The organism is Streptomyces sp. NPDC058955 (genome assembly GCF_042741435.1).
Classification (GTDB): Bacteria; Actinomycetota; Actinomycetes; order Streptomycetales; family Streptomycetaceae; genus Streptomyces.
Window position 1 is genome coordinate 1 of the sequence record NZ_JBHYKM010000134.1, and the last position, 11,975, is coordinate 11,975.

At 76.9% G+C, this 11,975-nt stretch carries 9 protein-coding genes; 1 reads left to right on the plus strand and 8 read right to left on the minus strand.

The window, feature by feature from the left end:
* Positions 1–105: 105 nt before the first annotated feature.
* From ACFW1I_RS33310 to ACFW1I_RS33320, 3 genes are all read right to left on the minus strand, one after another.
* Positions 106–393: a zf-TFIIB domain-containing protein gene (locus ACFW1I_RS33310; RefSeq protein ID WP_384676980.1), complete on the minus strand. Its 288-nt coding sequence runs from the start codon at positions 391–393 to the stop codon at positions 106–108.
* A gap of 46 nt (positions 394–439) precedes the next feature.
* A complete protein-coding gene (locus ACFW1I_RS33315) occupies positions 440–1,417 on the minus strand; it encodes a phosphotransferase (RefSeq protein WP_384676982.1) in 978 nt (325 codons plus the stop codon).
* A gap of 242 nt (positions 1,418–1,659) precedes the next feature.
* On the minus strand, positions 1,660–1,827 hold the full coding sequence (locus tag ACFW1I_RS33320) for a hypothetical protein (protein WP_031005464.1): 168 nt from the start codon (positions 1,825–1,827) through the stop codon (positions 1,660–1,662).
* Positions 1,828–2,365: 538 nt separating this feature from the next.
* Between ACFW1I_RS33320 and ACFW1I_RS33325 the strand changes: the two genes are divergently transcribed.
* Positions 2,366–3,538 carry a serine/threonine-protein kinase gene (locus tag ACFW1I_RS33325; protein WP_384676984.1) on the plus strand — a complete coding sequence of 391 codons (1,173 nt, stop codon included), beginning with the start codon at positions 2,366–2,368 and terminating at the stop codon, positions 3,536–3,538.
* A gap of 12 nt (positions 3,539–3,550) precedes the next feature.
* On the opposite strand, the gene ACFW1I_RS33330 is transcribed toward ACFW1I_RS33325, so the two are convergent.
* From ACFW1I_RS33330 to ACFW1I_RS33350, 5 genes are all read right to left on the minus strand, one after another.
* Complete coding sequence (locus ACFW1I_RS33330) at positions 3,551–4,369, minus strand: TrmH family RNA methyltransferase (RefSeq protein ID WP_384676986.1); 819 nt, start codon at positions 4,367–4,369, stop codon at positions 3,551–3,553.
* A gap of 91 nt (positions 4,370–4,460) precedes the next feature.
* Positions 4,461–5,702: a uroporphyrinogen-III C-methyltransferase gene (gene cobA / locus ACFW1I_RS33335; protein WP_384676988.1), complete on the minus strand. Its 1,242-nt coding sequence runs from the start codon at positions 5,700–5,702 to the stop codon at positions 4,461–4,463.
* 312 nt (positions 5,703–6,014) lie between these two features.
* Positions 6,015–9,527 (minus strand): nicotinate-nucleotide--dimethylbenzimidazole phosphoribosyltransferase, encoded by a 3,513-nt coding sequence (gene cobT / locus ACFW1I_RS33340; RefSeq protein WP_384676990.1) that lies wholly within the window; start codon positions 9,525–9,527, stop codon positions 6,015–6,017.
* A gap of 314 nt (positions 9,528–9,841) precedes the next feature.
* The gene (cbiE, locus tag ACFW1I_RS33345) at positions 9,842–11,065 is read right to left on the minus strand and encodes a precorrin-6y C5,15-methyltransferase (decarboxylating) subunit CbiE (RefSeq protein WP_384676992.1); all 1,224 of its coding nucleotides are present in this window, start codon (positions 11,063–11,065) and stop codon (positions 9,842–9,844) included.
* Between the two features lie 73 nt (positions 11,066–11,138).
* Positions 11,139–11,774: a GNAT family N-acetyltransferase gene (locus tag ACFW1I_RS33350; RefSeq protein ID WP_384676994.1), complete on the minus strand. Its 636-nt coding sequence runs from the start codon at positions 11,772–11,774 to the stop codon at positions 11,139–11,141.
* Positions 11,775–11,975 lie beyond the last annotated feature (201 nt).

Below are 11,975 nucleotides of genomic sequence, written 5' to 3' on the forward strand. Positions count from 1 at the left end.
CCGGGTTGGGGCCGGGGGGGTACGTCGTCGTGCGGGCGGGCGCGCGAGCGGGGGTGCGCGCCGGCCCCGGAGCCGCGGGCTGCGGATCCGGGGCCGGGGCGGGGCTCAGGAGGAGAAGAGCATCCGGCCGAAGCCGCGCTGGCGGTAGTGACCGCCGTGGTGGCCGCCGTGCGGGGCGCCCCAGGCGGGAGCGGCCGGGGCGGGCTGGGCCGGGTACGCGGCCGGCGGGGCGGGCGGCGCCGGCGGGGCGGCCTGCCACTGGGACTCCAGGCGGGTCAGGGCCTCCAGCTCGCCGTAGTCCAGGAAGATGCCGCGGCAGCCGCTGCACTGCTCGATCTGGACGCCGTTGCGGTTGTACGTGTGCATCGCCGCGTGACACTTGGGACACTGCATGCTCGGCTCAACTCCCTGCCGTTGCCGTTCGAATGATGACCTCACTTTATGGGGACGCGGTGGAGGCGGGGGCGGTTCGGGTGTCCGCGATCCTGGCGCAGGTGTCGATCATCACGCCCTCCACCTCGTCGAGTTCCCGCCGCTCCGCCGTGGACTTGGCCACCGCCAGCGCCGCGGTCTGCACGGTCAGGGCCCTGGCCGGGAGGTCCAGCCGCGCCCACGGGTCCGCGCCCGTGGCCGGGCCGCCCGCCGACTCGTACGCGCCGAGGAACCGCGTCCACACCTCCGCCGGAAGCAGCCCGGCGGCGAACCAGGCGGCGGGGCGGGCCAGGTCCCAGGCGGGGTCGCCGAGTCCGGCGTCGTCGACGTCGATGAGGCGCCACTCGCCGCGGAAGTCCCGGACGAGCTGGCCGAGATGGAAGTCGCCGTGACACAGGTACGCGCGCGTGCCGCCGGTGCCGCTCGCGGTGACGGTGCGCCAGGCCGCCAGCACGGGGGCCGCCGCCGGATGGTCCGGGGCGGCACGGAGCATCCGGCCGACGGCCAGGGCCGCCTTCTCGGGGGCGCGCATGACGGGCAGCGGGCCGGCGGGCCCGGGCGGCGGCGGGGTGCGGTGCAGCAGGGCGAGGAGCCGGGCCGCCTCCTCCCAGGGGGCGGCGTCGGGGTCCGCCGGGTCGACCGGGGGCCCGTACGGCCAGACCGTCACCGGCCGTCCGGCGACCGGCTCCGGGCGGGGGCCCGGGACCGGCGGGAGGAGGATCCCGCCGAGGTCCGGGTGGGCGGCGAGGGCGAGCCGGGCGGTGTGCGGGCCGTCGTCGGTCCCGGGGGCGTGCGCCTTGGCGACGAGCCCGCCGTGCCGGACGACGGTCCCGTCCTCCCGGTCCGCCAGGACCCGGACCACCCCCGGGTCGCACCGGCAGGCGCCCCCGCCGTGCACGGCCTCGCGGGCGAGCAGCGCGAGCGCCGCCGGCACGTCGCCGGTCGACGGCTCGTGGGCCTGGGGCGCGGTGTGTGCGACGTCCATCCGGCGAGCGTACGCGGCGCCCGGGACGGGGCGGCACGGGCCTCGGAAGCGGGTACCCGGAGGCGCCGGTGCGGCGGGAGCGGGTACGAGGAGGCGCCGGTGCGTGGGGGTGGGTACGCGGAGGGGCCGGTCGGCTCCCCGGCCGACCGGCCCCTGCGCTGTCGTCCGCCGCACCCCCGTCCCCACGGGGCTGTCGGCCGATGTCCCCGACCCGGGCCGCTCTCCCGGGTCCGGGGCGCCGCTCAGCGCCCCAGCATCACGCCCACGGACGACGCCTGTGTGACCACCGCTTCCCAGCCGCCGAAGACGACCACGAGCAGGGCCGCGAGAGGGAGGACCATGGCGGTGGCGACCAGGGGGTGACGGCGTCCCGCGGGGCGGGGGGTCGACCGGTGTGCCGTGAAGGCCATGGTCCTCTCCTGTCGGTCTGTGTATCGCTGTTCCTGTGCGGTTCCTGGTGCGGTGGGCGCGTGTTCCTCGGGGGACGAGAGCCGCGCCCACCGCATGACCTCAACACTAGGGAGCGGAAGGGGCCCGGTCGTCATGCCCGCGTACCGGCTTTCGGGCCTACGGGAGGATGACGTCGCCCCTCCTGGAGTACTCCCCTGGGTGGAGACGGGGGCGCGCGCGTCGGGGTCGTCCCGGACGGGACGCGCCCCCCGCGCCGGTAAGGAGGGCCGGGGTGACATGGGTCACGTCCGCCGGCGGGCGGGGCGGGGCAGGGGGTGCGGGGCGGGGGCGGTGGCGCGGGCGGGGCCGCGGGAGTTGGCGGGCGGCCCGGTCAAGTGGGGTGTGCGGGAAGGGGTGTTGACGGGGAGGTTCGGTGGGGGCCGGGGCGCCCCTCCCCCTCAGCACTGACAATCGATGCCGGTGGGAGGGCGCGGCCTATGAGCGCGCGGGGGCGGCACTACGTAAGCTGTGCCACGTCGAACGGACGAGGGGACGGACATGGCGATGATGCGGCTCCGGCGCGAGGACCCGCGGATCGTCGGGGCGTTCCGGCTCCACCGCAGGCTGGGCGCCGGAGGGATGGGGGTCGTGTACCTCGGCTCCGACCGGCGCGGTCAGCGGGTGGCCCTGAAGGTGATCCGGCCCGATCTGGCCGAGGACCAGGAGTTCCGGTCGCGGTTCGCCCGTGAGGTGTCGGCGGCCCGGCGGATCCGGGGCGGCTGCACCGCCCGGCTGGTCGCCGCCGACCTGGACGCGGAACGGCCCTGGTTCGCCACCCAGTACGTGCCCGGCCCCTCGCTGCACGACCGGGTCGCCGAGGAGGGTCCGCTGCGGGCCGCCGACGTGGCGTCGATCGGTGCCGCGCTCTCCGAGGGCCTGGTCGCCGTCCACGAGGCCGGGGTCGTCCACCGCGACCTCAAGCCGTCGAACATCCTGCTCTCCCCCAAGGGCCCCCGCATCATCGACTTCGGGATCGCCTGGGCCACCGGGGCCAGCACCCTCACCCACGTCGGCACCGCCGTCGGCTCCCCCGGCTTCCTCGCGCCCGAGCAGGTGCGGGGCGCCGCCGTGACGCCGGCGACGGACGTCTTCTCGCTCGGCGCCACCCTGGCGTACGCCTCGATGGGCGACTCCCCCTTCGGGCACGGCAGTTCCGAGGTCATGCTGTACCGCGTGGTGCACGAGGAGGCACAGCTCCAGGGCGTGCCGGACGCGCTCGCGCCGCTGATCCGGGCCTGTCTGGCGAAGGACCCGGAGGACCGTCCGAGCACGCTCCAGCTGTCGATGCGGCTCAAGGAGATCGCCGCCCGCGAGGCGCAGGGGCTGCCGTCCGCGCGGCCGCCGGCCCCGCGCGAGCGGATGGAGGAGCGCGGCACGCTGCGGCCGACCGAGCGGTACACGGAGCGGGACACCCGGGGCCGGGAGCCGGAGCGCGCCGCCGCCCGGGGGCGCGGGCCCACGCCGTCCTCGCGGCCGTCGGCGCCCGCCCGTACCGGCGGCGGTTCCCGGGTGCCGCAGTCGCGGTCCGGGTCCCGTCAGGGGAACCGGACCACGTCCACCGGCCGCCGTCCGGCCAATCCGCGGCTGCTGCGCCAGCGGCTGGTCGTCTTCGTGGTGGTGACGCTGCTGGTGGCCCTGGGCATCGCCGCCGCCCAGGCCCTGCAGGGCTGATCCGGCGGCGGGCTACGCCTCGGGGCGGCCGGCCGTCACCGCGTAGAAGGCGACGGCCGCGGCCGCGCCCACGTTGAGCGAGTCGACGCCGTGGGCCATCGGGATGCGGACCCACTCGTCGGCGGCGCGCAGCGCCTGGGTGGAGAGGCCGTCGCCCTCCGCGCCGAGCATCAGGGCGACCCGGTCCAGGCGGTGCGGGGCGGCCTCGTCCATGGAGGTGGCCTGCTCGGCCGGGGTGAGGGCGAGGAGCCGGAAGCCCGCCTCCCGTACCGCTTCCAGACCGCGCGGCCAGGTGTCCAGGCGGGCGTACGGGACGGAGAAGACGGCGCCCATGGAGACCTTCACCGAGCGGCGGTAGAGCGGGTCCGCGCAGTCCGGGGAGAGCAGGACGGCGTCCATGCCGAGGGCGGCGGCGCTGCGGAAGATGGCGCCGATGTTGGTGTGGTCGTTGACCGACTCCATGACGGCCACCCGGCGGGCGCCCGCGAGGAGTTCGCCGGCCTCCGGGAGCGGCTTGCGCTGCATGGAGGCGAGGGCGCCGCGGTGCACGTGGTAGCCGGTGACGCGTTCGGCGAGGTCGGGCTGGATCGCGTACACCGGGGCGGGGACCTCGTCGATGACGTCGCGCATGACGTCGACCCACTTGGCGGAGAGCAGCATCGACCGCATCTCGTAACCGGCCTGCCGGGCGCGGCGGATGACCTTCTCGCCCTCGGCGATGAAGAGGCCCTCGGCGGGTTCGCGCCGGCGGCGGAGCTCGACGTCGGTCAGGCCGGTGTAGTCGCGCAGGCGGGGGTCGTCGGGGTCGGTGATCGTGATGATTTCGGCCACGGGGTGATACTGCCTTGTCCGGGGTGTGGTGCCAATGCGCGGGACGGGCGGCGGTCGGCGCCGCCCGTCACCGCGCTCCTTCGAGTGGGTGTCAGCGGGTGAGCTTGTCGGGGCCCTCCGCGACCACCGGGCCGATCACGATGACGGCCGGCGGGCGGACCTCCTCGGCCTTCACGACGTCGGCGACGGTGGCGAGGGTGGCGTCCACCCGGCGCTGGGTCGCGGTGGTGCCCTCCTGGACGAGGGCGAGCGGGGTGTCGGGGGCCTTGCCGTGGGCGACGAGCGCCTCGGCGATCTTCCCTATCTTGTCGACGCCCATGAGGATCACCAGGGTGCCGGTGAGCTTGGCGAGCGAGGCCCAGTCGACGAGCGAGCGCGGGTCGTCGGGGGCGACGTGCCCGCTGACCACGGTGAACTCGTGGGCGACCCCGCGGTGGGTGACCGGGATGCCGGCGGCGCCGGGCACCGAGATGGAGCTGGAGATGCCGGGCACGACGGTGCAGGCGATGCCCTCCGCGGCGAGCGCCTGCGCCTCCTCCATGCCCCGGCCGAAGACGAACGGGTCGCCGCCCTTGAGGCGGACGACGGACTTCCCGGCCTTGGCGTGCTCGATCAGCGCGTTGTTGATGGCCTCCTGGGCCATGAAGCGGCCGTACGGGATCTTCGCCGCGTCGATCACCTCGACGTGCGGCGGCAGCTCGTCCAGCAGGTCGCGGGGGCCGAGCCGGTCGGCGATGACGACGTCGGCCTCGGCCAGCAGCCGGCGGCCGCGGACGGTGATGAGGTCGGGGTCGCCGGGGCCGCCGCCGACGAGGGCGACGAAGGGGGTGCGGGCACGCTGGGCGGGCGCGGCGAGGGAGCCGTCGCGCAGGCCCTCCAGGATCGCGTCGCGCACGGCGGCCGAACGGCGCGGGTCGTGGCCGGTGAGGACGGCGACGGTGACGCCGTCGCCGCGGCCGGTGGCCGGTGTCCAGGCGGTGGCGGCCTCGGCGTCGTCCGAGCGGACGCACCAGACGCGGGCGCGCTCGGCCTCGGCGGAGGCGGCGGCGTTGGCGGCCGGGTCGGTGGTGGCGACGAGCGCGTACCAGGCGTCGGCCAGGTCGCCGTCCTCGTAGCGGCGGCGGACCCAGGTGATCTCGCCGGTCTCGGCCATGGCCTCCACGGAGGGGGTGGCGGACGGGGAGATCAGGGTGATGTCGGCGCCGGCGGCGATGAGGGCGGGCAGGCGGCGCTGGGCGACCGTGCCGCCGCCGAGGACGACGACGCGCCGGCCGGCGAGGCGGAGGCCGACGGGGTAGGCGGGGTGCTCGGCGGGCTCGACGTGCTGGGCCATGTGCGGGCGGCTCCTCGGACGGGGCTGGGGCCTGTCCGACCATTCGCGTCGGATCGGGCCGGGTCGTTCGGTGCGTGCGATCGCCGTGCGGCGAGCGTGCGTGCCGGGCGGGCCGGACCCGACGGGAAGGGTCGGGCAGGCCCTGGGTGGGGGCCGCTGCGGCGGTGAAGCGGCTGGTGGGGCGGGCGTGCGGCCCGGCGACCACGATATCGGTGACCTGGCGCGGACACCCTGTGACCCTGGTCGCGGACGTGCGGCGGCCCCGGTGCCGCGGCCTCCCGGTGGAGGGCGGCGGCGCCGGGGCCGTACGGGCTACTTCTCGGTGACGCCCGCGGAGTCGAAGGTCGCCACCTCGTGCATGGCGCGGGCCGCGCTCTGCACCAGCGGCAGGGCCAGCAGGGCGCCGGTGCCCTCGCCGAGGCGGAGGTCCAGGTCGACCAGCGGGCGCAGGCCCAGCTTGTTGAGCGCGGCCACGTGGCCGGGCTCGGCGCTGCGGTGGCCCGCGATGCAGGCGGCCAGCGACTCGGGGGCGATGGCGCGGGCGACGAGCGCCGCCGCGCCGGTGGAGACGCCGTCGAGGATCACCGGGGTGCGCAGCGAGGCGGCGCCCAGGATGAAGCCGACGAGGGCGGCGTGCTCCAGGCCGCCGATCTGCGACAGGACGCCGATCGGGTCCTGCGGGTCCGGCTTGTGCAGGTCGAGGGCGCGGCGGACCACGTCGACCTTGCGGGCGTGGGTCTCGTCGTTGATGCCCGTGCCGCGGCCGGTGACCTCGGCCGGGTCGACGCCGGTGAAGACGGAGATGAGGGCGGCGGACGCGGTGGTGTTCGCGATGCCCATCTCGCCGGTGAGGAGCGCCTTGTTCCCGGCCGCGACCAGGTCGCGGGCGGTCTCGATGCCGACCTCCATCGCGGCGACGGTCTCCTCGCGGGTCATCGCGAGGCCGGTGGTGAAGTCGCCGGAGCCGGCCCGGACCTTGCGGGGCAGCAGGCCGGGGGTGGCGGGCAGCTCGGTGGCGACGCCCACGTCGATGACGCAGACCTCGGCGCCGACCTGGTTGGCGAAGGCGTTGCAGACCGCTCCCCCGCCGAGGAAGTTGGCGACCATCTGGCCGGTGACCTCCTGCGGCCAGGGGGTGACGCCCTGGGCGTGCACGCCGTGGTCGCCGGCGAAGATCGCGACGGCGGCGGGCTCGGGGATCGGCGGCGGGCAGACCCGGGAGAGGCCGCAGAGCTGCGCGGAGATGATCTCCAGCATGCCGAGCGCGCCGGCCGGCTTGGTCATCCGCTTCTGCCGCTCCCACGCCTCGCCGAGCGCCTTGGCGTCCAGCGGGCGGATGGAGGCGACGGTCTCCTGGAGCAGGTCGTGCGGCTCCTCGCCGGGCAGGGCGCGGCGGCCGTACGTCTCCTCGTGGACGACCCAGGAGAGCGGGCGGCGCTTGGCCCAGCCGGCCTGCATCAGCTCGGGCTCGTCCGGGAACTCGTCGACGTAGCCGACGCAGAGGTACGCGACGACCTCCAGGTGCTCGGGGAGGCCGAGCTCGCGGACCATCTCGCGCTCGTCGAAGAAGCTGACCCAGCCGACGCCGAGGCCCTCGGCGCGGGCGGCGAGCCAGAGGTTCTCGACGGCGAGGGCCGAGGAGTACGGGGCCATCTGCGGCTGCGTGTAGCGGCCGAGGGTGTGCCGGCCGCCCCGGGTCGGGTCGGCGGTCACCACGATGTTGACCGGGGTGTCGAGGATGGCCTCGATCTTCAGTTCCTTGAACTGCTTCGCGCGGGCCTTCGGCAGCGACTTGGCGTACGCCTCGCGCTGGCGCTGGGCCAGCTCGTGCATGGTCTGCCGGGTCTCGGCGGAGCGGATGACGACGAAGTCCCAGGGCTGCGAGTGGCCGACGCTGGGGGCCGTGTGGGCGGCCTCCAGGACGCGGAGCAGCACCTCGTGCGGGATCGGGTCGGAGCGGAAGCCGTTGCGGATGTCGCGGCGCTCGCGCATCACGCGGAGCACGGCCTCGCGCTCGGCGTCGTCGTAGCCGGGGGCGGCCGGGCGGGGCTCGGCCGGGTCCTCGGGGGCGTCCTCGGCGACGACCGGGATCTCCTCGGCGACGGCCACGACGGGGGCCTCGGCGGGCGCCTCGGCGGCGGCGTCGGCGAACGTCTCGGCGGGGGCGGGCTCGGCGGGGACGGGCTCGGCCTCGACCGCTTCGGTGGCGACGGGCTCGGCGTCGACCGGTTCGGCGGGCGTCTGCTCGGCCGCGACGGGCTCGGCGGGGGCGGCCGCGACGGCCTCCTCGGCCGGGCTCTCCTCGGCGGCCACCGGCTCCTCGGCCGGGACCGGCTCGGCCGGCTGCTCGGCGGCGGGGGCCGCTGCCTCGACGGGGGCTTCGGCCGGGGCCTCGACCTCGGCCTCGGCGGCCGGGGCCTCGGCGGCCGGGGTCTCGGCGGCCGGGGTCTCGGGGGCCGGCTCGGTCGCCGGGCTCTCCGCGACCGGGGCCTCGGCCTCGGGCTGCGCCGGTACCTCGGCGGGCGCGGCGGGCTCCGCGGCCTCGGCCACGGGCTCCTGGGCCTCCGCCGGCTGCTCGGCCACGGGCTCGGGGGCCTCGGCGGGCACGGCGGCCTCCGGCGCCACGGCCTCGGGGGCCGGCACCGGCACCGCCTCGGCGGCGGGCTCGCCCTCGCGCGGCGCGGGGACGACGGCCTCCGGGGCCGGGACCTCGACGGCCTCGGGCGTCACGGACTCCGGCGCGACGGCCTCGGACGCGACCGCCTCGGGCACGACGGCCTCGGACGCGACGGCGTCCGGCGCGACGGTCTCCGGCGCAACAGCGTCCGGCGCGACGGTCTCGGGAGCGACCGCCTCGGACGCGACGGCGTCCGGCGCGACGGTCTCGGGCGCGGGGATCGGGGTGCCGGCCGCCGGGGTCGGCGTCGGGGCCGGCTGCTCGGCGGTCGGGACCGAGCCCTCGACCTGCACGAAGAGGCCGTTCTGCGGGACGACCGTTTCTGCGGGGGCCTCGGCGGGCGCCAGGGGCTCCTGCGGCTGCGCGGCCCACGGCTCGGCGCCCTGCGGGGCCGTCTGCTGGTCCTGCGCGATCTCGAAGTACTCGGGGCCGGTGGTGGGCGGCCCGGGGTTCCGTACGGGGACGGGCGCGGGGCCGGTGGCCACCAGGGCCTCGGGGGCCGGCGCGGGGACCTGCGGCGGCACCGGCGCGGCCGGGCCGCGGTCGGCGAGCGAGCGCACGACGCCGCCGGTGGCGGTCTCCGGGACCGGCGGGCCCATGTGGAGCGGGCGCCGGGACGGGGCGGCCGGCGGCGGCACGCGGACGCCGCCGAGGTCGACGGAGCCGGAGTCGCGGCCGGCGGCCTCGTGGGCGCCGGTGTCGAGGATGCCGGGCTCGTAGCCGTGGGCGGTGGCGCCGGGCACCGGGACGCCGTGCGCCGGGGTGGCCGGGGCGGTCAGCCGGTCGGCGAGGACGAGGCCGTCCGGCAGCGGGTCGGTGAGGGGGTCCGGCAGCGGGTCCGTGAGCGGGTCGCCCAGCGGGACGGCGGCCTGCGGCGGCACGGCGCCGGGGTCCGCGCCCTCGGGGCCGCCCTGCGGCGGGACCACGGGCGGGGCGGGGACGGCGATCGGCGGGGCGGGCACGACGCCCGGGGCCTGCTCGCTCCAGGCGCCCTGGGCGCCCGGCATCAGCAGCATGTCGTCGTCCTCGGGGAGCGGGCCGGAGGGGTCCAGGAAGGTGTACGCGCCCGGAGCGGGGATGCCCGGCTGCTCGACCATGCCTGCGTTCTCCGGCAGTCCCTCGCCCGGGACCTGGCCGGTGTCCGTCATGCGTACCCCTCGCCCATCGTTGTGTTCGTTCAGAGCTGCGCCCGTCAACGAGAACGAGCGCGTGCGCCGCGCGGCACGGAGGCGCGCCGACACCCAAGCATTGTCGCGGCCCGCGCCCATCGTGGCAGGCGGTTCCGCCACGGTGCGCTGTGGACTGCGCCACGTCGCGCGGTCCCCCCGGTGTCCCGTACGCCGGTGACCGTCGAGAACGGGTCAAGACGGTCGCCGTTTCAGGACATTGACGAACAACACGCCGAAGGTCCCCGTGCGGTACAACAATCGGCCAGCCTACCTGCCCGGACGGACGGTCCGGATCACGGGGCGCCGGTGGTCCGGCGGCCCGTGAGCAGGAAGACGACGGAGCGATCGCGCTCGGTCCAGTCGGCGGGATCGAGGCCGACGGTCTGGAGCAGCAGGGTCTCGACGGCGTAGCCGCCGTCGGCGAGGGCGGAGCCGATCGCCTCGGCCTCGTCGCGGGTGGTGGCGTGGGCGGCGATCCGTTCGGGGCGGCGGTCGGCGCAGGCGGTGACGACGGGGACGCCGCCGGCCCCGATCCGTACGACGTCGGGCTCCGGGAGGCTCTCCAGGACGTGCGGGGCGCGGCCGGTGACGGTCTGGAGGAGGACGCCGTCGCGGCGGGCGGCGGCCTCGGTGCGGGCGCGGGCGGCGGGGTCGGCGTCGACGGCGATGACGGCGGCGCCGAAGCGGGCGGCCTCGACGGCGAAGGCGCCGCCGGCGCTGCCGACGTCCCAGACGAGGTCGCCGGTGCGGGGGCCGAGGCGGGCGAGCTGGACGGCGCGCAGGGTGGGGTCCTGGCCGGCGCCGGGCCGCCCCTCGGAGCCGTGCTCCCCGGTCGGTCCGGCCCAGCCGCGGACGGTTCCGGCGGCCGGGTCGTGGCCCATCAGCCAGGGGGCGGCGGAGGCGCCGGTGCCGCCGGCGCCGCCGATGACGAGGACGACGTTGGGGTCGCGCCAGGTGTGGTCGGCGGCCTTGTCGGAGGTGAGGACGGAGACCTGTTCGCGGTCGGTGCCGAGTTCCTCGCAGACGACGAAGGTGCGGTGGACGCCTTCGAGGAGGAGGGCGAGTTCGGCGGGGCCGGCGCCCGGGGAGGTGAGGACGGCGACCTTGGGGTGGGCGCGGCAGACGTTGACGGCCCGGCGCAGGGTGCGCTGGTGGGCGACGACGACGCGGGCGTCGTCCCAGGGCATGCCGGCCCGGGCGAAGGCGGCGGCGACCGAGGAGACGGCGGGGACGACCTCGACCTCCAGGCCGTGCTCGGGGGCGCGGAGGGTGCGGACGACGCCGAAGAAGCCGGGGTCGCCGTCGGCGAGGACGACGGCGGTGCCGCGGTGTCCGGCGATCCGGCGGGCGGCGAGGCCGACGCTGCCGAGCCGGACGCGTTCGGCGCCGGGGGGCACTTCGGGGAGCGCGAGGTGGTGGGCGGCGCCGGCCACCAGGGTGGCGGCCGAGAGCGCGGACCGGGCCGCCGCGGTGAGGGGCGAGCCGTCCCAGCCGATCACCGTGACCCGGTCGGCCATCGCGTCTGTCTCCTGTGGTGTCGTCGCAGGTCGGGGCGGGTCCGAGCGTACCCCGGGTCGGCCCCCGGGAGGCTCAGCTCCAGTCGGTGTACGAGGAGTATCCGGCCTCGGCCATCTGGTCGGCGACGCCGTCGAGGTCCTCGGGGAGGAGGCTCCAGACGATGAGGTCGGTGCGGATGTCGGTCCACTCGCCGCCCTCGGTGAGGCTGCGCGCTATCCAGGCGTTCCGCAGGACGCCCTCGCTGATGCAGCCGATCTTCTGGGCGACCTGCTGGGAGGCGGTGTTGTCGGCGGCGGTGCGCAGCTGGAGGCGTTCGAAGCCGCGGTCGCGGAAGAGCCACTGGGCGACGGCGAGGACGGACTCGGTGGCGTATCCCTCGCCGCGGGCCCAGGGGGCGGTGACGTAGGCGACCTCGGTGGCGCGGACGCGCCAGTCGGTGTCGTGCAGGTGGACGGTGCCGACCAGACGCTGCGTCAGGAACTCGGTGACGGCGAAGACGATGCCGCGGCCCTCGGTCCGTTCGGCGGGAGCGATCCTGCGGACCCAGTCCTCCGCGTGCGCCCGCGCGTACGGGTGGGGGACGGAGGTCCAGGCGGTGACGAGTTCGTCGTTCATCATCTCGACGAAGGCGGGGATGTCGGCCTCTTCGTACGGGCGCAGCACCAGCCGGTCCGTGCTGATGGAGATGTCCGGAAAGGTGGTAGTCATGCGCAGCTCCGTACCGAAGACCGTCCGTTGAGACCGTGAACGCACAGCATGCAGCATGGGGCGCCGGGCGCGCATGGCCGGGTCGGACGTGGGGGTGACGCGGGGGGGGGGGGCGCCCCCGCCGCGGGGGCGCGCGGGGCGGCCCGCCCGCGAAATTCACAGGGGGCGAAAATGAGGGGGCCCGCGGCGGGGGGTGAGGGG